Origin of the sequence: Natrialba chahannaoensis JCM 10990, assembly GCF_000337135.1 — an archaeon.
Lineage (GTDB): Archaea > Halobacteriota > Halobacteria > Halobacteriales > Natrialbaceae > Natrialba > Natrialba chahannaoensis.
Window position 1 is genome coordinate 242,234 of the sequence record NZ_AOIN01000008.1, and the last position, 23,251, is coordinate 265,484.

18 protein-coding genes are annotated in these 23,251 nt (G+C 63.2%); 16 read left to right on the forward strand and 2 right to left on the reverse strand.

Annotated features, from left to right (window positions below; translation table 11 throughout):
• Nucleotides 1-52: 52 nt before the first annotated feature.
• From C482_RS01135 to C482_RS01200, 14 genes are all read left to right on the forward strand, one after another.
• Nucleotides 53-766 (forward strand): ubiD operon protein, encoded by a 714-nt coding sequence (locus C482_RS01135; protein ID WP_241431858.1) that lies wholly within the window; start codon nucleotides 53-55, stop codon nucleotides 764-766.
• Nucleotides 763-2,397, forward strand: coding sequence for a UbiD family decarboxylase (locus C482_RS01140; protein WP_006165505.1), 1,635 nt, complete (start codon nucleotides 763-765; stop codon nucleotides 2,395-2,397). The genes C482_RS01135 and C482_RS01140 overlap by 4 nt, the downstream gene beginning before the upstream one ends.
• Nucleotides 2,394-3,890, forward strand: a complete 1,497-nt coding sequence (locus C482_RS01145; protein ID WP_006165506.1) for a UbiD family decarboxylase — start codon at nucleotides 2,394-2,396, stop codon at nucleotides 3,888-3,890. Before C482_RS01140 ends, C482_RS01145 begins: the two co-directional genes overlap by 4 nt.
• Before the next feature lie 175 nt (nucleotides 3,891-4,065).
• Nucleotides 4,066-5,799: an acyl-CoA synthetase gene (locus C482_RS01150; RefSeq protein ID WP_006165507.1), complete on the forward strand. Its 1,734-nt coding sequence runs from the start codon at nucleotides 4,066-4,068 to the stop codon at nucleotides 5,797-5,799.
• A 68-nt stretch (nucleotides 5,800-5,867) separates the two neighbouring features.
• Nucleotides 5,868-7,034: an acyl-CoA dehydrogenase family protein gene (locus tag C482_RS01155; protein ID WP_006165508.1), complete on the forward strand. Its 1,167-nt coding sequence runs from the start codon at nucleotides 5,868-5,870 to the stop codon at nucleotides 7,032-7,034.
• A 9-nt stretch (nucleotides 7,035-7,043) separates the two neighbouring features.
• Entirely contained in the window at nucleotides 7,044-8,822 is a 1,779-nt protein-coding gene (locus C482_RS01160) for an acetyl/propionyl/methylcrotonyl-CoA carboxylase subunit alpha (protein ID WP_006165509.1), read from the forward strand.
• 9 nt (nucleotides 8,823-8,831) lie between these two features.
• Nucleotides 8,832-10,691 (forward strand): acyl-CoA carboxylase subunit beta, encoded by a 1,860-nt coding sequence (locus C482_RS01165; RefSeq protein WP_006165510.1) that lies wholly within the window; start codon nucleotides 8,832-8,834, stop codon nucleotides 10,689-10,691.
• Nucleotides 10,692-10,757: 66 nt separating this feature from the next.
• Nucleotides 10,758-11,123 (forward strand): cupin domain-containing protein, encoded by a 366-nt coding sequence (locus C482_RS01170; protein ID WP_006165511.1) that lies wholly within the window; start codon nucleotides 10,758-10,760, stop codon nucleotides 11,121-11,123.
• 271 nt (nucleotides 11,124-11,394) lie between these two features.
• Nucleotides 11,395-13,419 (forward strand): AMP-dependent synthetase/ligase, encoded by a 2,025-nt coding sequence (locus tag C482_RS01175; protein ID WP_006165512.1) that lies wholly within the window; start codon nucleotides 11,395-11,397, stop codon nucleotides 13,417-13,419.
• Nucleotides 13,420-13,552: 133 nt separating this feature from the next.
• The gene (locus tag C482_RS01180; protein WP_006165513.1) at nucleotides 13,553-13,849 is read left to right on the forward strand and encodes a hypothetical protein; all 297 of its coding nucleotides are present in this window, start codon (nucleotides 13,553-13,555) and stop codon (nucleotides 13,847-13,849) included.
• 90 nt (nucleotides 13,850-13,939) lie between these two features.
• Complete coding sequence (locus C482_RS01185) at nucleotides 13,940-15,625, forward strand: aldehyde ferredoxin oxidoreductase family protein (RefSeq protein WP_006165514.1); 1,686 nt, start codon at nucleotides 13,940-13,942, stop codon at nucleotides 15,623-15,625.
• Nucleotides 15,626-15,759: 134 nt separating this feature from the next.
• A complete protein-coding gene (locus tag C482_RS01190; RefSeq protein ID WP_006165515.1) occupies nucleotides 15,760-17,121 on the forward strand; it encodes an ethanolamine ammonia-lyase subunit EutB in 1,362 nt (453 codons plus the stop codon).
• A gap of 6 nt (nucleotides 17,122-17,127) precedes the next feature.
• Nucleotides 17,128-17,904, forward strand: coding sequence for an ethanolamine ammonia-lyase subunit EutC (gene eutC / locus C482_RS01195; RefSeq protein ID WP_006165516.1), 777 nt, complete (start codon nucleotides 17,128-17,130; stop codon nucleotides 17,902-17,904).
• 7 nt (nucleotides 17,905-17,911) lie between these two features.
• Nucleotides 17,912-19,375, forward strand: coding sequence for an ethanolamine ammonia-lyase reactivating factor EutA (locus tag C482_RS01200; protein ID WP_006165517.1), 1,464 nt, complete (start codon nucleotides 17,912-17,914; stop codon nucleotides 19,373-19,375).
• A gap of 84 nt (nucleotides 19,376-19,459) precedes the next feature.
• On the opposite strand, the gene C482_RS01205 is transcribed toward C482_RS01200, so the two are convergent.
• Together C482_RS01205 and C482_RS01210 are read right to left on the reverse strand one after the other, a co-directional pair.
• Nucleotides 19,460-19,792, reverse strand: a complete 333-nt coding sequence (locus C482_RS01205; RefSeq protein WP_006165518.1) for a PLD nuclease N-terminal domain-containing protein — start codon at nucleotides 19,790-19,792, stop codon at nucleotides 19,460-19,462.
• Between the two features lie 180 nt (nucleotides 19,793-19,972).
• Nucleotides 19,973-21,109, reverse strand: a complete 1,137-nt coding sequence (locus C482_RS01210) for a thiolase family protein (RefSeq protein WP_006165519.1) — start codon at nucleotides 21,107-21,109, stop codon at nucleotides 19,973-19,975.
• 160 nt (nucleotides 21,110-21,269) lie between these two features.
• Here C482_RS01210 and C482_RS01215 point away from each other — a divergent pair, with 160 nt between their 5' ends.
• Both C482_RS01215 and C482_RS01220 read left to right on the forward strand, forming a co-directional pair.
• Entirely contained in the window at nucleotides 21,270-22,019 is a 750-nt protein-coding gene (locus C482_RS01215; protein ID WP_006165520.1) for a DUF5806 family protein, read from the forward strand.
• A gap of 163 nt (nucleotides 22,020-22,182) precedes the next feature.
• Nucleotides 22,183-23,241: a hypothetical protein gene (locus C482_RS01220; RefSeq protein WP_006165521.1), complete on the forward strand. Its 1,059-nt coding sequence runs from the start codon at nucleotides 22,183-22,185 to the stop codon at nucleotides 23,239-23,241.
• The last annotated feature ends 10 nt before the right edge of the window (nucleotides 23,242-23,251 follow it).

The window sequence follows — 23,251 nt, forward strand, 5'->3', positions numbered from 1 at the left end:
ACCGGTCGACTGGACCGTGCCCTTTTATTTCACTCGCCTCTGTAGCTTCGGTTTGACTTCCCAGTCGGGCGGTTTCAGCGACCACGCCGACTGGCACACAGCCGAACACGACTCACCACCAATGGCGAACCAGTACGTCACGGCCGCAGAACACGTCCCCGAGGATGCAACAGGCGAGACAGTAACGACACTCCAGTTACGCGATCCCGAGACGAAAGAAATCTTCGAGGCGCGCGTCCGCCTGTCCAGAACCGAAACCCACCTCGAAGACCCACATCCCCTCTCGGTCGTCAGCGGCCCCCACGAGACCACGACCGAACAGTGGTACGTCGAGTTCGTCGATCGCGCCGTCGACGAGACACTACTCGAGTCCCTCGCCGCAGACCAGCGCGAGCGCTCGAACGTGATCAACACCAGATCGGACGATCTAAAGGTTCTCCTTCGGTATCTCGTCGAGACGGGCCGCTACGAGTCCTCGTCGGCGGCCATCCGCAAGCTGTTGTTCAGCCAGTTGGCCGAGCAGGAGCCGGCGTTGCTCGACGCGTACGACGAGATCCGCACCGAGTACGACTCCGATCCGCTGCGTGAGGCGCTCGAACGGACGGCTGACAGAGACGAGCAGGCAGTCCCGAATACGGGGGCAGATGCGGATAGGGATGGAGATGAGGATGCGAGTGGGAGTGGGAACGAGAACGCGGCCAGCGAGGAGACCACACCGAACACAACAGCGCCGACCGACCGCGATCGCACCCATCCCTCCCGATGACGACCCCCGCAACGACGTTCCGTGAGTTTCTCACCGTACTCGAAGACGCCGGTGCGCTCACTGAAATCGAGACGCCGGTTTCCTGGGACCTCGAGGCGAGTGCGATCACGATGGCTGCGAACGCGGCCGATGAACGGATTCCGGTCTTCGAGTTCGTTGAGGGCAACGGCAGGGCTGCCCGCCTCGTCGGCGATCCCTACCGCGGTCCCCGCGGACGGGAGTTCGACCACCTCGCGCGGGCGTTCGATCTGCCGAAGCCGGCGCGGCAGTCAGGACCTGCCTACTACGACCAGCTTATCGACCGACTCGAGGAGCAGCGCGAACCGACCGTCGTCGAGCCGGAGACAGCGCCGTGCAAGGAGGTCGTTCGTACTCGCGCGGCTGAAAACACAGACGCAAGCGCAATCGGGAGTGCAAACACGAATACAGACACAGCGAATCCGGACGCGAACCTACTCGAGTTCCCCTGGCCGTACATCCACCAGCAGGACGGCGGGCGCTATGCCACGCTGACGACGCTGGTCGCGCCCGATCCGGACGGCGAGTGGGGGCGCTGGTCGCGCCACCGGGCGATGATCCACGGCGAGTCGCGAGCGAGCGTGTTGTTCCTCGCGGGCGAGCAGCTCCCAAACCGCTACTACTACGAGTACGAGCGCCGCGGCGAGGCGATGCCGGTTGCGCTCACTCTCGGCGCGGGGCCGGCGGTCACCGCTGCCAGCGAGATGTGGATCCCCGTCGGGCGGAGCGAGGCGACGTTCGCCGGCGGCCTGCAGGAGTCGCCGGCCGAACTCGTTCCCTGTGAGACGAACGACCTCCGCGTGCCGGCGTCGGCCGAACTCGTCATCGAGGGGCGAATCCTCCCCGAGGAGCGGCTCGACGAGGGACCCTTTGGCGACTACTTTGGGTACGTGAACGGACCGCGCCGCTCCATGCCGGTACTCGCAGTCGACGCGATCACCCACCGTGATCGGCCGTACCTCCCCTTCTGCGTGGAGGGCTCTGGCGTCGGCTACGCCAGTAACTCGACGAGTTCGATGCAGGTCGCAGCTGCCGGGCCGGATGCTACCCTCGGCCTGCGCGCCGCGGGCTACGACGTTGCGATGGCCGCGCCCTGGCCCTACACCGAGCGGACCGTCTGGGTGATCGCGACGGATCGGCCGTATCCAGGCGCGTTGCACGAACTCGCGAACTTCATCTTCACGACCTGGGGGATGCTCCACATCGACTGCTTCGTCTTCGTCGACCGCGAGGTCAACCCGCTCGACTCGCGCGCGGTACTCGAGGCGCTGGCGCTACACGCTGATCCGGCCACGGACTTCCACCAGTTCGGCGTCGAACGCATGCCGAAGGTGCCGCTGAACATCTACCAGACGCCCGACGAGAAGGGAAGTGCCGCCGTTGGCACTTCGAAATCGAAAACCGCGAAGGCATACATCGACGCGCTCTCGGAGGGCGACCGGCCAACCCAGACCATCGGCGATCCCAAGGAGCGTCGGCGCGCACGCGACCTGCTCGCTGAGGCCGGTGTGGCCGGCGTGGCTGCCGAAGTCGACGCGATGGGCGAACCGCACAGTGCACTCGATCAAGAGATGGACGCGACGCAGCACCCACAGCACCACCAAAATCGATGACCGCCTTCCGCAAACACCTCGAGTTCCTCCACCGCACCGACGACTGTCGTACCCTCTTTCGGCCCGCCGATTGCTCCCCACAGGTCATCGCCGCTGAGGGGCTTCGAGCGGGCGGTCCTGCGGTCGAGATGGAACCCGGTACCGACGGCGAGGGCACACCCACCGCAACCACCGTCACCCTCGCAAGCGGCGTCTACGGCGGCATCGACCAATCGCGCGGACAGCGCACAACGGACTCCCGACACCGGCAGCGCTACCCCTGGACCCGACTCGGCATCGGGCTCGGCATCGACCAGGATCCTGCCTACACCGACGTACTCGAGTCCCTCCTCGCGCTCGGCGAGCGCCGCGACGAGCGCGACGTGACCTACGTCGAGCGCGCTGCCGACGCAACGGCACAGGATCTCCGGGAACTCGGACTCCCGACACCGCCGGACGAGGCCTGGCCGCGGTTCACCCTCGGACTGCTCTCGATCGGCACCGATCGGGGTTCCTACTGGGCACCGATTCACGGCACAGTCCTCGACGGCAACACCATCCGTGCCCGAGTGCCGACGGCCGTCGCCGAGCGAGACCTCCTCGAGACGGGCACGGCGGTCACCATTGCACTCGGTGTTCCCCCGGAAGCGCTCGCGGCGACACACTTGCTCGCGATCACGGACCGACTCGAGACGCCGATCGAAGACCGCGGCGTCGGCGCGACGGTACCTGTCATCCCCACCGCGGGCGGCGTCGTCCCGAGTTCCGCAGAAGTCGTCATCGAGACGACCGTCGCTGATCGTCAGCCCGCAACCCAATCCGAGAAACGCGAGTTCTGGGAGCGCCTCGATGAGGGAACGACGCTGACACTCGAGTCCGATGCAATCTTCACGCGCGAGAATCCGGTCGTGCCGTTCACGCCGCTTGGGGTGCCGCTGTCGGACGACCTGCAGCTTGCGGCGCTGTCGCTGTCGGCGACGCTGTTCGATCGGGTCAACAGCTACTGGGGCGTCTCACCGGTTGACTGGCTGTTGTTGCCCGCGGAGGGCCGACTCGGGCTCTGCATCGTCGCCTCGGAGATTCTCTACGCCGGCTTCGAGTGGCAGCTTGCGAACCTGCTGTTCTCGCTCTCTGATTGCTTCGACAAGGTGCTCGTCGTCGACACTGAGATCAGTCCGCGAAACCTCGGCCGGGCGCTCGGCGATAGCTGGGTCAAGGCCCACCCCTCGCGGGACTGGCTGGTGAGCGAACCGGAGGCACCAAGTGCCCGGATGCCGGCCTACGGCCGGAACGGTGCTGGAGACGGGAACAGAGGCGAGGACGGTGATAGCGACACCGGTGCACGTCTCTACGTCGATGCCACCTGGGATCCCCGCTGGACGGACGAGTTCATCGCGCCGCAGGTCTCGTTCACTGAGTCGTACCCGCCAGAGATTCGGACAGCGGTCCACGACTCGTGGGCAGCGTTCGGGTTCGATCGGAGACCGCTCATCGATCGGGAGCGCGACCCGTGAATTGCTCGAACGCAGAGATGTGTCTACATTGCGGCCAATACCGTATACGATACTGTTTACGCAATACGGGAGCGGGGTAGATCTGTGTTCGGCGTAGGCCAACAATTTGTTTCCAAACCCAAATTGGCAAAAATTACCAGAATAGTTATCATGTCCGAAGTGACCGCTTCGCCATATGGCATCGGACCACAACCTGGCATCGTACGGCGATGAATGTAAATCGTTCTCGTGGGACAGTATCTACGAGGACGCAGACTGGAACGCACCCGACAGCATAAACATCGCACACGAGGTGTGCGATCGCCACGCTGAGAACAAAGAAAAGGTTGCGCTCTACCAGGTTGCGGAAGACGGCGAGTTGACGACGTTGACCTTCTGGGAACTCGCCGACCGAACCAACCGGTTCGCGAATCTCCTCGAAGAACTCGGAATCGAGCAGGGAGACCGCGTCTTCTCGTATATGCCACGAATCCCTGCACACTATGTGGCGCTCGTCGGGACGCTCAAACGAGGTGCGGTCTTCGGTGGCATCAACGAGCGCTTCGGGCCTGACGGCATCTCGTACCGCCTCAATGACTGTGACGCGACGGCAGTCGTTACTACCGCTTCAAACCGCGACACCGTTGCATCGGCGCTCGAAGATGCGCCTTCAGTCGAACACGTTATCGTCGTCAGTGACGACGGAACGGGGCTCTACCGCACCGATGTGAGTTATCACGCTGCGATGGAACGAGCTGATCGGGAGTACGAGCCGGCCAAGACGAGTGGCGAGGTCGATGCCTTGCTGTACTACACGAGCGGGACGACCGGGCTAGCAAAAGGTGTTCTCCACAAGCACCGCTGGGTGACCGGCGTCGCCGCGACCCAGAAGTATGCGGTCGATCTGCAGAAAGGCGATTGCTACTGGTCGACGGGCGATCTTGGCTGGCTGACCGGCCCGATCAACACGCTCGGTGCCTGGTTTTGGGGAACCGCCTTATTCACCTACGAGGGAGAGTTCGATCCGGAGACGTGGGCCGATCTGCTCGACACGTATCCGATCACCGTTCTGTTCTCGGTGCCGACGGCCTACCGAATGCTCCGGGAAAACGAGGACGTTCTTTCGGACGCCTCGCTCGATCTGCGCCACGCGCTGTCGATCGGTGAACCGCTCTCGGCCGGCGTCGTTGAGTGGGGCGAGGAGACCCTTGGGGTCACCATCCACGACACGTACGGGCAGACTGAGACAGGGAACATGATCATTAACAACTATCCGACGATGGAGATTCGCCCCGGTTCGATGGGCAAACCGCTACCCGGGATCGAGGCAGACATCGTCGATCCGGAAACGGGTGTAGTTCTCGAGCCCGGCGAGACGGGGGAGATCGCCCAGCGCGGAGACTATCCCTCCTTCTTCGCCGAGTACTGGGAAAAACCGGAGAAAACGAGCCGCTGTTTCGTCGACGGTCCGGATGGTGGTGAGCAGAGCGACGCAATGCGATCCTCACCAGACGAGATGGCTGGCAATGAATGGTACCTCTCGGGCGACCTCGCCCACAAGGACGAAGACGGCTATTTCTGGTTCGAGGGGCGGGCGGACGACGTCATCCTCTCATCGGGGTACCGCATCGGCCCATTCGAGGTTGAGAGTTCACTGGGCGAGCACGAGGCCGTCGCTGAGGCGGCCGTCGTCCCGAAGCCACATCCTGAGCGCGGGAACATCGTGAAGGCGTACGTCGTCCTCGGCGACGAGGCGGCACCGTCGGAGTCGCTCAAAGAAACGATCACGGACCACGTAAAGTCCGAACTGTCGGCACACGAGTACCCTCGCGAGATCGAGTTCCGCGAGGAACTCCCAAAGACGGTGACAGGAAAGATTCGCCGCACGGAGCTACAAGACGAAGCAGCAACTGAAGTGGACAACGAGTAGGAAACGAAGTACACAAACGTCAAGAGTTGGCACCAAACATATCCACACACACACGAACAAGATACACTATGAACTTCGAATCTACACAGGAGCGCGATCTAATCCGACAGACAGCAACCGACGTGGCCACCGAGTACGGCCCCGAGCACTGGCGCGAGAAGGAAGAAGCCGGCGAGTTCTCCGAGGCCTTCTGGGACGAACTCGCGGAGGCAGGCTTTCACGGCCTGCTGATTCCCGAGGAGTATGAGGGCGCTGGCATGGGCATGCAGGAGATGGGCCTCGCCATGGAGACCCTCTGTGCGGAGGGCTGTGGCATGGCGGGCACCTGGTACCTCGTACTCACCGCGGGGATGGCCGCGGTCGGTATCCGTGAGTACGGCACCGAAGCCCAGAAGGAGACGTACCTGCCGGACATCGCGAACGGGAAGCGTAACTTCTCGATCGGGATCACCGAACCCGAGGCGGGGACGAACACGCTGAACGTAGCGACGAAGGCAGAGAAGGACGGGGACGAGTACGTTCTCAACGGCCAGAAGGCCTGGATCACGTTCTCAGATCGCGCCGAGAACATGATCATCGTCACGCGGACGACCCCCCGCAAGGAAGTCGACCGCGGCACGGACGGAATCAGCCTGTTCATCGTCGATATGGACGACTCGAACATCGACGTCTCGCCGATCGACAAACACGGCATCAACTACTCGAAGTCCTGCGAGGTCTTCCTGGAGAACGTCCGCGTTCCCGAGGAGAACATGCTCGGCGACGAGGGCGACGGATGGTGGGTCCTGGTCGACATGCTCAATCCCGAGCGGATCGGCTTCGCAGCGGCCGGAACGGGAATCGGCAAACTCGCTGCGAACACGGCCATCGAGTACGCGAACGAGCGCGAGGTGTTCGACGCACCGATCGGCTCCCATCAGGGCGTCTCGTTCCCAATCGCGAAACCCTACGCGAAGATGGAGACCGCCGCGCTCATGCGCGAGAAGGCGGCCTGGCTCTACGACCAGGGCGAGGACTGTGCCTACGAAACCAACGTCGCGAAGGCGACCGCCGTGTCGGCCGGCATCGAGGCCGTCAAGCAGTCGATGCAGGCCTTCGGCGGCTGGGGGTACGCCACCGAGTACGACGTCGAGCGCTGGTGGCGCGAGATCAACCTGACCCGGCTCGCGCCGGTCTCCCAGCAGATGGCGTACAACCACATCAGCCAGCAGCTCGGCTTCCCCAAGTCCTACTGAGTGATCACGATGTTTAGCAAACTACTCGTTGCCAACCGCGGCGAAATCGCCGTGCGCGTCATGCAAGCCTGCGAGGAACTGGGTATCGACACCGTCGCAATCTACAGCGACGCGGACCGAAACGCGGGCCACGTCGAGTACGCCGACGAGGCCTACAACGTCGGCCCCGCACCCGCGAGCGAGTCCTACCTCGATCAGGAGACGATCATCGACGTCGCCGACCGGGCAGGTGCCGACGCGATCCACCCCGGCTACGGCTTCCTCGCGGAGAACGCCACGTTCGCCGCCCGTGTCGAGGGTGCCGAGGGAGTCACCTGGGTCGGCCCACCGAGCGAGGCCATGGAAGCCCTCGGCGAGAAGACGACGGCCCGACAGGTCATGCAGGAGGCCGATGTGCCGGTCGTCCCCGGCACGACCGATCCCGTCGACTCCGCCGACGAAGTCCGCGAACTCGGCGAGGAGTACGGCTATCCCGTCGCGATCAAGGCTGCCGGCGGCGGTGGCGGTCGCGGTATGAAGATCGTCCGTAGCGCCGAGGAGGCCGACGACGCCTTCGAGAGCGCAAAACGCGAGGGCGAGGCTTACTTCGACGACGACACGGTCTACGTCGAGAAGTATCTCGAGTCCCCCAAGCACGTCGAGGTCCAGATTCTGGCGGACGAACACGACACCGTGCTCCATCTGGGCGAACGCGACTGTTCGCTGCAGCGCCGTCACCAGAAGGTCATCGAGGAAGCGCCGAGTCCAGCACTGGACGACTCATTGCGCGAGTCCATCGGCGAGGCGGCACGCCGCGGGGTCCGCGAGGCAGGCTATACGAACGCCGGAACCGTCGAGTTCCTCGTCGAGGACGGCGAGTTCTACTTCATGGAGGTCAACACCCGGATTCAGGTCGAGCACACCGTCTCCGAGGAGGTGACGGGAATCGACATCGTCCGGGAACAGCTTCGCATCGCGGCTGGCGAGGAACTTCCCTACGAACAGGCGGACATCGACATCGAGGGCCACGCCATCGAGTTCCGGATCAACGCCGAGAACCCTGCAAAGGAATTCGCGCCGACACCAGGTACACTGGAAACCTACAACCCGCCGAGCGGCCTCGGCGTTCGCCTCGACGACGCGGTCTCCCAGGGCGACGAGATTGCGGGCGACTACGACTCGATGATCGCGAAACTGATCGTTCGCGCACCGACGCGCGAGCGTTGTCTCGACCGCTCACAGCGCGCGCTCGCCCACTTCGACATCTCGGGTCCCGAAACCATCGTGCCGTTCCACCGACTCATGCTCGCTGACGAGGTCTTCCGCGCAGGCGAGCACACGACGGCCTACCTCGACCGCGAGGTGAGCCAGGACGAACTCGCCGACGCCGTCGAGCGCTGGGGCTCGAGTGCAGCAGCCAGCGACGCAGGCGGTGACGACGCGAGCGAGCACGAACTTACCGTCGAGGTCGACGGCCGGCGATTCGACGTGCTGGTCGAAGACGGCCTGCCGCGGGCGGCCAGCAACGGCGGCACAGCCGCTGGTGAGTCGTCAGGATCGGGTGGTGGGTCTGGCGCTACCGAACAGGTTGCGGCCGGCGACGCGGTCACGGCCGAGATGCAAGGCACCGTGCTCTCGATCGACGTCGGACCGGGCGACGAAATCGGAAGCGGGGACGTGGTCTGCGTCCTCGAGGCGATGAAGATGGAGAACGACGTGGTCGCGCCGGGGACTGGAACCGTCGCCTCGGTTCCCGTTTCCGAGGGCGATTCGGTCGATATGGGCGACCCGCTGGTCGTACTGGAGTGAGCTGAAACGATGACGATAGACCTCAAACTCAGAATTTCGGACGCGGCGGCACAGGACGAGAGCGAAGTGCAGGCGGTCGCCTCGGCGCTCGCCGAGCACTTCGGCGAGGATGTCGAACTGTACACGCAGTCGGGGGACGACCTGCTCGCGAGCGCGTCAGCGCCCGCTGGTGCGGCGAGTGGCGGTAGCGGTGGCAGTGGCGCTGCCGGCTCCGGACCAGTCCAGAGCGCCGGACGAAGCCGTGACCGCAGTAAGGCGGCGGACGACCTTGAGCCCACCGAGCGCGAGGAGCTCCTGCGCGAGGAAATCGAGGAGATACTCGAGGGCGGCCCCGAGAAGTACAAGGAGCGACTCCCCGATCAAGGGAAGCTGTTCGTTCGTGATCGGCTCGACCTCTGGTTTGGCGACGACGGCGGGGCGGACGACGGCGGTTCGGACGGCGACGCGGCCGATAGCGGCAGCAGGAACACCATCAAGTTCGAGGACGGCAAGTTCGCCAACTTCGACGCCGAGGACGACCTGCCCGCGGACGGTCTCATCACCGGTGCGGCGGAGTTCGAGGGCCGCAACCTGCACTTCATGGCCAACGACTTCACCGTCAAGGCGGGCTCGATGGCCGAGAAGGGCGTCGAGAAGTTCCTGCGGATGCAACAGCGTGCGCTCAAGACCGGCCGCCCCGTCCTCTATCTGATGGACTCCTCGGGCGGCCGTATCGACCAGCAGACCGGCTTCTTCGCCAACCGCGAGGGCATCGGGAAGTACTACTACAACCACTCGATGCTTTCCGGGCGCGTTCCACAGATTTGTGTGCTCTATGGCCCGTGTATCGCCGGTGCGGCCTACACGCCGGTCTTCGCGGACTTCACGATCATGGTCCGGGACGTGAGCGCGATGGCCATCGCCTCGCCGCGGATGGTCGAGATGGTCACCGGCGAGAACATCGACCTGCAGGATCTCGGTGGCCCGGACGTCCACGCCCAGCACTCGGGTAGCGCGGATCTGATCGCCGAGGACGAAGAACACGCACGCGAACTCGTCGCGAAGCTGATGGGTTATCTGCCGGACAACAGCGACGAGAAGCCGCCTCAGACTGCGGGCACGACTCCACGACTCTCTCCCGAGGGTATCGACGCTGTCGTCCCGCAAGATCCGAATCGCGGCTACGACATGTTCGACGTTATCGAACGCGTCGTCGACGCCGACTCGGCCCTCGAACTGCGGCCGGAGTACGGCAAGGAGATCATCACGGCCTTCGCGCGAATCGACGGCCGGCCGGTCGGTATCGTGGCTAATCAGCCGAACCACCGCGCGGGCGCAATCTTCCCCGACGCGGCCGAGAAGGCCGCCGAGTTCATCTGGACCTGCGACGCCTACGACGTGCCGCTGGTGTACCTCTGTGACACGCCGGGCTTCATGGCCGGCTCGCAGGTTGAGAAGGACGGCATCTTAGAACAGGGCAAGAAGATGATCTACGCGACCTCCTCGGCGACGGTGCCCAAGCAGTCGGTGGTCGTCCGTAAAGCCTACGGCGCGGGTATTTACGCCATGTCCGGGCCCGCTTACGATCCGGAGAGTGTTATCGGCCTGCCGAGCGGCGAAATCGCGATTATGGGTCCCGAGGCTGCGATCAACGCGGTCTACGCGAACCGACTCGCAGACATCGACGATCCCGACGAGCGCGCCGAACGAGAGCAGGAACTGCGCGAGGAGTACCGCGAAGATATCGACATCCACCGGATGGCAAGCGAAGTCGTCGTCGACGAAATCGTTCCGCCGAGTTCGCTGCGCGAGGAACTCGAGAACCGCTTCGAATTCTACGAGACGGTCGAGAAGGACATTCCGGACAAGAAGCACGGGACGATTCTCTAAGCGGGCAGGTCGAACGCAGCACCCAAACCGGGTGCTGTTTTGGTTCTGGCGTCCGAATCGGCGGCCATGACTGACCCACTAATCCGAACTGGTGACGAAATCGCTTACGAGGCCGTCGACGCTGCGGACGGACTCGAGAAGGGTGTGCTAATCGCGGCCGAACACGGCGCGCCGAACTTCGCGATCCGGCGGTTCGTCCTCGAGGCGGGAGCCGAGGTTCCGGAGCACACGAACGCGGTCGAACACGAGCAGTACGTGCTGGAAGGCGAGTACACCGTCGGTATAGACAACGAAGAGTACGAAGTCGAGGCGGGCGACTCGCTGCTCATTCCCGCGGGAACAGTCCACTGGTACCGAAACGAGAGCGACGAAGACGGTGCGTTCCTTTGTGCGGTCCCAAACGGTGACGACGAGATCGAACTACTCGAGTAAGGCTGGTGGCAGGCCGCCAGTATACCACACCGCGTTCCGTCCGAGCACTGCCGATACTGGACAGCAGGACGGAACCCGAGCGAGTTGTCGTAACTGTCCGACGCCTGTAGAGCGGTTCCCGAACGAGGGGCAACCCCCACATCTGGTTACCATTGTTCAATTGAGACTGACGTTCTGCTTACCGCTCCTGTTTTACGCCATTATTTCAACCAGCATATTGTGAAACATCCTATGCTTTCAAGAGTGATCGCTTCCCTTGGTATGATAAGCCATGGATTGGCAGACTGCAGAGCGAGAGTTCTCGAGCGACGTACTGGGAGGGGAACCACTGGGGCAGCTGTTCGAGGCGTCGGTCGAGCGGAATCCGAACGCGGTCGCCCAGCAGTATCAGGGCGGGATCTACGACCGGAGTTTGGCGGGGACGGCGTTCGAACCCGCCCCACACGGCGACTATGCGAGTCTTACCTACACCGAGATGGCCGAGATCGTCCGGCCGCTGGCGACTGGCTTTCGCGAACTCGGCGTCGAGGGTGGCGATCGGGTCGGCATCTTCGCCCAGACGCGTATGGAGTGGGCACAGACCGACTTTGCGCTGCTTGCTGCCGGCGCGGTCGTGACGACGGTGTACAAGAACTCCTCAGCTGAGAAGGCCAGGTATCTGCTCGACGATCCTGACGCGGAGGGTGTCGTCGTCGAAAACGCAGACGTGCTGGAGCGTGTCCTCGAAGTCGAAGACGAACTCGATCTGGAGTTTATCGTCTCGATGGACGAGTTAGACGACGAATACGCAGACGCTGAGACGGAGATTTACACGCTCGCGGACGTCTACGAGATCGGCGAGGAGCGACACGATCCGGACGCCTACCGGGAGTGGCTCGAAGAGCGCGACCTCGACGACCTGGCGAGCATCATCTACACGAGCGGGACGACAGGCAAGCCGAAGGGGGTCATGCTCACCCACGGCAACTTCCGGACGAACGTCAACCAGGTCTATCGCCGGTACGGCCCGCGACCGGACAAGGACGACGACGTGCCGTGTATCGATCAGGACAGCACGCTGGTCTCCTACCTGCCGCTGGCGCACGTCTTCGAGCGGACGGCGGGGCACTTCCTGCTGTTCGCTGCGGGCGCGACCGTCGCCTACGCCGAGAGTTCGGACACGCTGAAGGAGGATTTCCAGGCCGTTCAGCCGACCGGCGCGACAAGCGTGCCGCGCGTCTACGAGAAGATCTACGACACGATCCGCGAGCAAGCGACGGAGTCGCCGGTCAAGGAACGCATCTTCAACTGGGCAACCAACGTGAGCCGCGAGTACTACCAGGCGGACGATCCAGGAGCAATTCTGGAGTTCAAGCTCTCGGTCGCAGACAAACTGGTGTTCAGCAAGGTCAAGGAAGCGCTGGGTGGAAACATCGAGATGCTCGTCAGCGGCGGTGGCAGCCTCTCGCCGGAGCTCTGCCAGCTCTACCACGGGATGGGGCTGCCCATCTTCGAGGGGTACGGTCTGACCGAGACCTCGCCAGTCGTCACGACAAATCCGCCCGAGGAGCCGAAGATCGGTACCGTCGGCCCGGCGATCGTCGACTGTGACGTGACCGTCGACGACTCAATCGTCCCGGACGGCGACGCCACCAGCACACCCGGCGAGACGGGTGAACTCCTCGTCCGCGGACCGAACGTAACCCAGGGCTACTGGAACAAGCCCGAGGCGACGGATCGGGCGTTCACTGAGCACGCACCGGGTGTAGACGAAGACGAGGACGGAGACAGTGAGGACAAAGGCAAGTGGTTCCGTACCGGCGACATCGTCACGATCCGCCCCGATGACTACATCGAGTTCCACGAGCGTACGAAACAGCTTGTCGTGCTCTCGACCGGCAAAAACGTCGCGCCTGCACCGATCGAAGACGCCTTCGCCTCGAAAGGGCTCGTCGAACAGTGTATGGTCGTCGGCGACGGCGAGAAGTTCGTCGGCGCGCTCCTCGTGCCGAACATCGACGCGATCGAGCGCGCGGCCGCAGACGAGGACGTTGCACTCCCGGAGAATCCGTCCGACATCTGCGATCACGAGTGGGTTCGCGACCAGATCGACCAGGTGGTCGACACGGTCAACGAGAACTTTGAGTCCCACGAGACGATCAAGGAGTACCGACTCGTTCCGATCGAGTTCACGGAGGAGAACGACCTGCTCACCCCGACGATGAAGAAGAAGCGCCGCGCGATCCTCGACGCGTTTGACGACGAGATCGAGTCGATCTACGCGGATGACTCGGCCGAACAGGCACCCGAAGCCTGAAGCGGGCGCTGTAGCGAGTTTCAGCACAGCCGTTGCTGTCTATTTTACGTGCAGTTGCCAATGGCTCACCGGCTAGCCAGCTAGCACCGCTGAGACCAGAAGACAGACAAGCCCCCACCCAAGCATCAGCCCTATGGTCCTCCACCGCTGGGCGTATCGCACGAGCGCGGACGCCCTCCACCCTGGCACGACCGTTCGCTACTACTACCGGACTGGCGACTCCCTCGCAACCGTCATCGAACGAACCGAGCGCTACGTTACCTTCGCCGGCGAGGAGTGCAATGGTCGGTTCACGCACGACCAGATCGACCGCCTGATTCGAGACGGGCGACTCGAGATCGTCCTCGACGACACGAATCACTGTCCAACGGCAGTCGGAGTAATATTCGATCACCCTTCCAAAAATCCTCATGACACTGTCCGAGATTGAATGATTAAACCAACTAGTCGATTGAGGGCCAAACAGACCTAGTCACAGAACCGGTATCATTTTGCCGGAGCGCGTACCACGGTACCGTGTATGAAACACGTCCGGGGACCGCTGTGTACGATCGACGTCGGCGAACAAACAGTCGAAACTGAGCCGATCGACGACGTTCTCGAATCATCGATCGGCGGCCGTGCGCTCGGGACGTCCCTCGCCCACGAGCGCATCCCGTTCGACGCCGACCCGCTCGGGCCGGAAAACCGACTCTACCTCGCGACCGGCCCGCTCCAGCACTCGACGATGAGCTTCACGGGCCGCATGTCGGCCACCGGCGTCTCGCCGCTGACCGACGGCCTGCTCTCCTCGAACGCGGGCGGCTTCCTCTCGCGGAACTTCACCGGTACCGGCTACAGCGCCGTCGAAATTGCCGGCGCGAGCGACGATCTCGTCATCGTCCACGTCACTGATGAGGGCGTCGAGTTCGAAGCCGTCCCCGAACTCGAGAAGGCCACCGTGCCAGAAACCTGTGAGTACGTCGAGGACGAACACGGGTTGGACTCCGAACACACGGTCGTGATCGGACCCGGTGGCGAGAACGAAGTCCGCTTCGCCTCGATTATGACATCCGAAGAGCGCGCGTTCGGCCGCGGTGGCCTCGGTGCCGTCCTCGGGTCGAAGAACGTCAAGGCGATCACCTTCGACGGCGACTCCACCCGCGAGGTTGAGATCCCACCACTGCAAATGGACGTCCACCGCGAGGCTGCCCAGTCCGACCACATCATGAAGCGACAGGGGACCTCCTCGATGACCGAGTACGCGAACACCGTCGAAGCCCTGCCGACGCGATACTTCTCGGAGCTCTCCTTCGAGGGTGCCGAAGGCATTAACGGCGACCGTGTCGAGGAGAAAAAGTACAAGAAAGGGACCTGCTCGGCCTGTGCGTTCGCCTGCAAGCTCCCGACGAAGGACGAGGAGGCCGGCATCGAGACCGAAGGCCCCGAGTACGAAACCGTCATGGCGTTCGGCTCGAACTCCGGCGTCGACGACATCGTCGACGTGATGCAGTCGAACAAGCTCTGTGACGAACTCGGACTGGACACGATTTCCGCCGGCGACGTCGTCGCCGCCTACCTCGCCAGCGAAGACGAATTCGGCAACGTCGACCTCATTCACGAAACCGTCGAGAAGATTGCCCACCGAGAGGGCATCGGCGACGATCTCGCGGAAGGGATCGACCGCGTCCACGAGGATCTCGGCGTCGACAACTGGAGCGTCAAAGGCATGGAGTTCCCCGCTCACGACGGCCGCACGCTGAACGGACAGGGGCTCTCCTTTGCGACCTCGAATCGCGGTGCCGACCATATGTACGCCGAATTCTACCCCTACGAGTACCCGCTGGTCGACGCCGAGAAAGCCTTCAGCAAGGACGGACTCGAGGGCAAACCACCGAAGGTCATCGAACTCGAGAACATCAACGCGATCAAGGACAGCGCCGTCCTCTGTAAGTTCTCTCGTGACTTTGTCACCACCGAGCGCATGGAGACGCTGCTCGATGCCGACTACGAGGAACTGCTGGCAGTCGGTGCCGAAACAGTCGCACTCGAGCGCCACTTCAACAACCAGCGCGGCTTCGACCGCGAGGACGACAGCCTCCCGTACGACATTCCCGAGTTCGAGCAGGGGCTCGACGAGTACTACAAGGAACGCGGCTGGAACGAGGACGGGACGGTGCCCAGAGAACAGTTCGACGGAAGCTTCACCACACCAGCCGACGACTGATACGGACCGCTGTACCTGTATACCGACGTGGTCGGTGCCGAATACAACTGTAGATTCAGTAGAACAACTGAGGTTTGTCAACAAATACCAAAGCATAATACCGATCCTCGATATAATGTATGCCAGTCAAACCCATGGCAATTGAAACCACTGATTCGTCGGTCAAAAGTCGGTTCGACTCGGTCGTCGAGGTTCTCGCGACGGCCAACGAACCGAAGACGGGAGACGAACTGGCGGGGATCGCAGCCGAGTCTGACGCCAAGCGCGTCGCTGCAAAGCGAGTGCTGGCGGGGATGCGTCTCGAGACGTTGCGCGAAAACCCCGTCGTCCCGTACGAGGAAGACGAGGTGACACGGGTCATCCAGGATGGGGTACGGGAACCGATATACGACGAACTCAAAGACTGGACCGTCGCCGATCTCAGGGAGTTTCTCGTCGACAGCGCGACCGGTGAGCGCGAGATTGCGGCGATCCGACCGGGGCTGACCAGCGAGATGATTGCTGCGGTGACGAAGCTCATGTCGAACCTGGATCTGGTGCTTGCCACCTCGAAGATGGAGGTCACGGCCCGTTGTAATACGACCGTCGGCGAGTCGGGCACGCTTTCGTTTCGACTGCAGCCGAACGATCCGGCCGACGATGTCGAAAACATGGTCAGTGCGATACGAGAAGGGTTGGCCTACGGCGTCGGCGACGCGGTGATCGGCGTCAATCCGGTCGCCGACAGCGTCGAGACGACGACCCGCATTCTCGAAGCTACCCACGAGTTCATCGACGACTGGGACGTTCCGACCCAGAACTGCTGTCTCGCCCACGTTACTACCCAGATGGATGCCATGCGCCAGGGGGCACCGGCGGATCTCGTCTTCCAGAGTCTTGCCGGGACGGAGGCCGGCAACGACGAGTTCGGGGTCGACGTCGATCTGCTGGATGAGGCCTACGATCTCGCTCGGCGTCGCTGTACCTCCTCGGGCCCGAACGTGATGTACTTCGAGACGGGTCAAGGGGCGGAACTGTCGGGCGACGCCCACCACGGCGTCGATCAACTTACACTCGAGGCCCGCTGTTATGGGCTTGCAAAGCAGTACGATCCGTTCCTCGTCAACACCGTCGTCGGCTTCATCGGCCCGGAGTACCTCTATGACGGCCAACAGGTCATCCGTGCCGGCTTGGAGGACGTGTTCATGGGGCAGTTACACGGGCTCTCGATGGGGATCGACGCCTGTTACACGAATCACATTCAGGCCGACCAGAACGACATCGAGAACCTCGCCGTCCTGCTGGCAGCGGCGGGGACGAACTATTTCATCACGGTGCCGATGGGCGACGACGTGATGCTCAACTACCAGTCGAACAGCTATCACGATGCCGGCGCGCTCTGGGAACTCTTTGATCTCGAGCCGGCCCCGGCGTTCCGGGACTGGCTCGCGGAGATGGGACTCTGGCACAACGGACGACTGACCGACCGAGCGGGCGACCCGACGATCTTCGCGTAATCACCCATGACACCAGACTCCAACGCCAATGCGACCGACCCGACCGACGACCGTACCGATGCGGAAACGCTCCGGCGTGTCGCCGATCGGACGCCGACGCGACTGGACGTCGGCCGGGCCGGCCCGCGACCGCCGACGGACGCGCTTCTCGAGTTCCGTGAAGATCACGGGCTCGCACGCGATGCGGTGTTCTCACGGGTCGATGACTCCCTCGTCGATGACCTTGACCTGGTGACGCTCCGAACACGGGTGGCCGACGCGGACCAGTACCTCGCCCGTCCCGATCTCGGACGAGAGCTTGCCGAGGAGAGCATTACGCGACTCCATGAGGAGTGTTCCGAGACGCCGGGCGTACAGATCGTCGTCAGTGACGGACTCTCCTCGACCGCCGTCGAGACGAGCGTCCCCGAGTTGTTGCCGGTTCTGAAAGACGGACTCGCGGAGCGCGACATCGATGTCGGAACGCCGGTGTTCGTCGAGTTCGGTCGCGTCGACGTGATGGACGTGATCGGAGAGGAGCTCGCGGCCGACTGCTGTGTCATCCTCATCGGCGAACGGCCCGGACTCAGAACGGCCGAGAGCCTGAGTGCGTACTTCGTCTACGGGCCGGAACGGGGCGGACCGACTGCCGAGAAGTCAGTCGTCTCGAACATTCACGACAGCGGCCTTCCACCGGTCGAAGCCGGCGCCGAACTCGTCGATCTGCTCGCGAACGTGCTCGAACAGGAGGCCAGCGGAATCGATCTCCGGGAGGACGACCGGGAGTTCGAAACGGAGTCGTGACCGTACCGTGACCGACTTCCAGGGGCCGCTCACCAGCATCGGCATCGACGTGGGAACGACGACATCTCACGCCATCGTTAGCCGACTGCAGATCGAGACCCCGCCAGGCGACGCCGCCAGCCCGGCGATCGTCGATCGCGAAATCGTCCACCGTGGGGAGGTTCGGGAGACGCCGCTCGTCGACTCCCAGACGATCGATGTCGATCGAGTCGCAGCGTTCGTCGACCGCGAACTCACGGCGGCGGGCGTGTCACCCGCCGAGATCGACACCGGCGCGGTCATCGTCACCGGTGAGACAGCCCGTCGCGAGAACGCCGAACCGCTCGTCCACCGTCTGGCCGCTGACACCGGACAGTTCGTCGCGGCGACAGCCGGGGCAGCGCTGGAGGCCGTGCTCGCGGGACGAGGCTCCGGCGCAGCGGCCCGCGCCGCCGAAACCGGCGGGACTGTCGCCAACGTTGATGTCGGCGGTGGCACGACGAACATCGCGATTTTCGACGGCAGCCAGACGTGCGATGACGGCATGGGGTTCGATGACGTTACCGTCGCCGAGACCCGCTGTCTTGACGTCGGTGGGCGACTCGTTACGGTCGACGACGACGGCCACGTCGAGTCGGTCTCGCCGCCGGCCCGAACAATCGCCGACGCACTCGATCTCCCGGTCGCTGTGGGGAGTGCCCTCGATGCGGACGTCCGCGATAGACTCATGAGCGCGATGGTCGACGCCATCGTCGACTCGTGTTCCGGACCGCCGTTCGACGCCCTCACCCGATCGCTCTCGATCGGCACGCTCCCGGACGACCAGCCGGCTCTTTCCGGCGTCGTCTTCAGCGGTGGCGTCGGTCGACTCGTCAGGACACCACCGAAAGATCCCTTCGAATACGGCGATCTCGGCGGCGGTCTGGCGGCCGCGATCGCAGACCACGAGACCGTTCGATCGTGGTCGGTGTTCGAACCCGCGGAGGACATCCGGGCGACCGTCGTCGGCGCGGGTACCGAGACGACGACGCTCAGCGGTCGGACCATCTCGCTCGATGAGTCGGTGTTGCCGCTGCGAAACGTTCCCGTCGCGGCGGTGTCCGGTCCCGTTTCCGATACAGAAGAGACGTTCAAACAGCGATTCGACGCTGCCACCGCGGCGATATTGTCCCATCACGATCCCGGCGAGGTCGACGCGATCGCGCTGTCGATCGATGACGTTGGTGACCTCACGTACGATCGAATCCGGGTGATCGCCGACGCACTCGAGAGTGCACTCGCGCCGATCCCGCCGACGCTCCCGGTCGTCGTCGTTACGCGCCAGAACTGTGCGAAGGTTCTCGGGCAGACACTCCGGCGGACGACCGATCGATCCCTGCTGGTCCTCGACGAGCTCGCCGTCGACGGCGGTGACTACCTCGACGTCGGCGAACCGACGGCAGGCGGCGAGAGCGTTCCTGCCGTGGTCAAGACGCTCGCGTTCGGCGAGTGATCGTCGAGGTGTACACTCGCCTCCTATCCGATCCAGCCAGGTCGGAACCATCGGAACCGGTGACGTCACACAGTTGGCCGGCACTCACGTTTCCTGCCGGTTTTCCTCGTCATCCGACCGATCCGACGGCGAGTCCTGATCGTCCTCCCGCGACCGAAGCGGTGCGTCGTCGGCTCGAGACGGATGAATGTTGAAGTTGTGTCCTCGATACGGATCCGTCTCTGGATCGTAGTCGAGTTCGCTGCGCTCGAAGAGGTAGATGAAGAAGCCAAAGAGCGGGATAAAGAAGGTGATCGCTGCCCACTTGGTTGGCGGCTCGAGTCCAACCTTTCCGGCGTCGTAGTACGTAAACGCCGTCAACCCGACGTGCCAGGCGAGTGGAATCCCGACGACGATAGCCACGAGCAGCAGGTCCATTGGTTGTGCTACGTGCCCACGCGTTGTAAGTTGACTGCCGTACACAGGAACCGTGGCAGGACGCAAGCAACGGCAACATCAAAATCAGAACCAACCCGACTCGGATTATCGATCAGATGGAGCGCGACTCGAGTACCGCCACGACACGGACAAACACTGCACCGTGAAATCGCGGTCCAGTTACTTCACGTCGAACTCGATCGCTGCACCTTGACCGAAGCCGACACAGAGCGTCGCCAGGCCGAGACCGCCGCCGCGCTTCTGGAGTTCGTGGATCAGCGTCACGGGAAGGCGCGCGCCGGAGGCACCAAGTGGATGACCAATGGCGATTGCGCCGCCGTTGACGTTGAAGCTGTCGGGGTCGATGCCGAGTTCGTCGCGCGAATAGAGCGACTGGCTGGCAAAGGCCTCGTTGAGTTCGACGAGGTCGTACTCGTCGATGTCGCGGCCGTTACGCTCGAGCAGGCCTCGAGTTGCGGGGACCGGACCGATACCCATCACGGTTGGGTCGACGCCGGCGACGTTGTTCATGCCGACTTCGGCCATGATCTCGAGGTCGTTCTCCTCGGCGAATTCCTTGCTCGTGATGAGCAGCGCGGACGCGCCGTCGGAGATCTGTGAGGCGTTGCCGGGCGTGACGGTGCCGTCGGACTTGAAGACGGTCGGCAGTTCGCCGAGCTTCTCGGCGGTCGTGCCGGGGCGAAGGCCCTCGTCCTCTTCGACGGTGCCGTCCTCGGTTTCGATCAGGACGATTTCGTCGTCGAAGCGGCCCTCCTCGGTTGCTTCGACGGCGCGCTGCTGGCTCTGTGCGGCGTACTCGTCCTGCTCTTCGCGGCTGACGCCGTACTCCTCGGAGACCTTCTCGGCGGTCATCCCCATCTGGAGCTCGCCCATGTTGTACAGTTCGGCCATCCGTGGGTGGACGTTGTGCGTGTTCTCGCCCATCGGAACGCGGCTCATGCTCTCGACACCGCCCGCGATGATCGCGTCGCGGTTGCCGGCGGCGATGGCGTCCGAGGCGGAGATGACTGCCTGCATCGAGGAGGCACACCAGCGGTTGATCGTCGTTGCGGGAGTGTGCTCGCCGAGTTCAGAGAGCAGTGCGATGACGCGGGCGACGTTGTTCCCCTGTTCGTCGCGCTGCTGGGCACAGCCCCACATCAGGTCGTCGACGTCCTCGCCGGAGAGACCCGTCTCGGCCAGGATTTCGTCGATGAGCGGGACCGAGAGATCCTCGTTTCGGAGATCGGCGTACACACCGTCCTCCTTGCCCTGTGGTGTCCGCACGGCCTTCACTACGACTGGCGTCTGTGACATACAGTATCGAAGACGCTTAACAAACTTAAATCCGGGAGAACTCGCGAGAATGCAGGCGGAGTTTATCGTGACACTCAGCCGCTGTCCCGAGATGGACACTTGTCGGTCACTGCCGGCGTCGAGAACAATCCTTATCTCGCGCGTCTCGGAATAGGCGGCCATGGACGAGGACGGACCGAACGAGCGACGCGAACGCGAGCAGTCGCCAGCAGACGGCGACGCCGCTACGGCCGCACCAGCGAACGATTCGGCGGCGTCGGCGAGTAGCTCCGAACGAGAGACACGGGAGGGTCAGCAGGCCGTCGTTGAGTCAGACGGTGAGTCTGAGACGAGAACAGATACGAATACAGACGCAAATCCCAACACTGACTCCGACTCGATGCCCGGCGTCCCGGACACCGAGCCCGAAGACTCCGACGTCCCCGAAGACGTCCAGAAGTACGCCCGCTTCACAAAGATGGACGGCGCGCAGTACGACCGTGTCAACGAGTTCCTGCGCGACCGAACCTATATCACCGCCCGCGAGTGGGCCATCGCGCGGCTCTGTTCTGACTTCCGGACCGAAACTGGCGTCGAGATGACCAAAATCGGCGAGAACCTGCCCGAACTCGTGCCGTTCATGACCGACACCTACACACCCCAGGCAGTCAACCAGGCCCGCTCCTCGTTCGAAGACAAGGTCCAAACCGCCGGCGCGACCTTCCTCTACGGCGCGATGTGTGACTTCTTCACCGCCGAGGAACTCGACGACGTGATGTACGAATCCACCGAAGTCGCGAAGTTCTTGTTGGAGGTCGAGGGCGTCGACCTCTCCGTCGAGGACGAACTCGAGGCCGAGGAGCGAATCTCCAGCGTCATGCGCGAGGTCCGCGAGGCGAGCGAGGAATTGCGTGAGCAGGAAGACGAGTAGCCACGCACGGCGCGAATGTGGCCAGTAGGGAGCGTCGATCAGACAGTTGTACCAAATACAATCGTTCTTTCCGATGGTAATCGGCGGAAAACACCGTTTCTGAATCGGGACTATCTGGTAGCTGACTCGATACTAACCGTCCCGTTGTGCGAGCGAGTCGTGCATGACATCCCACGAAACCGACGATGCAATCGACGACGGGACGACCGATAGCGACGACGGTCGTGATCGACACGCGACCTCACGAACTGCTACCAATGTGGACTCGAGTACCCCGTCAGCGGACAACCTGAAGCAAAACCAGAACCCAAGCCTGAGCCTGAGCCGCCGGCAGACGATCCGCGCGAGTGGCGTTCTGGGAGCGCTCGGACTGGGGGGAGTTGTGGGTGGACTCGAGTTCGGGACTGGCGTTGGTGCAGCACAGACACCGGACACGACGCAGTGCGGTCGGCCGGACGACGTGGTTCACCTGCAGTACGACGACTACGACAGGTGGGACGACATCTATCGGCTGTCGAACGGTGACCCGGCGTCGCTTGCCCTCGTTGCCGATCCGACGGCCTCCGGCGAGCGAGCACTGCAACTGCGCGTGCAGGAAGGAGACCACTGGGGTGCGAGCACACACTACGATTTCGAGGACGGTCTGTTCGAGCTCACCGGCCGTGTCCAGTTCGGGCTCGATACGGGCTGGGAGATGACTGGCCGGTATCCGGCGAACTGCCGGCTCTGGAACTGTGCGATGGCGCTCGGTGAGGGGAGCGCTGGCGGTGGGATGCCCGATGGGACGAACGGCTGGAGTAATCGACTGTACATCACCAATCAGGGATCGGACCCCGACGGGCCGTTCTATCTCCTCTCGCACACGTACCATCTGGATCAGAACCAGGACCACGATTTCGTCATGGACGGCGAGCCGTACGCGCTCGGCCAGCCCGAGATCGTCCCCGGAAACTGGTACGAGTTCGAGTACTACGTCTGTGTGAACACCGTGACCGATGGTGAAGCGAACCCGGACGGAATCGTCCGCTACTGGCTCGACGACGACCTCGTCTATGAGCGCGAAGATCTCCGGTTCACCACGGACCACGCGGACAACATCATCGACTCGAACGGTCCCGCGGGCCACTACGGTGGCCAGTACACCGCACCGCAGAATCTCTACGCGTACTACGACGACCACTCGATGGCATTGAACGGGACGTTCGAGTTTGGGTCCTGCTGATCCAGTCTGG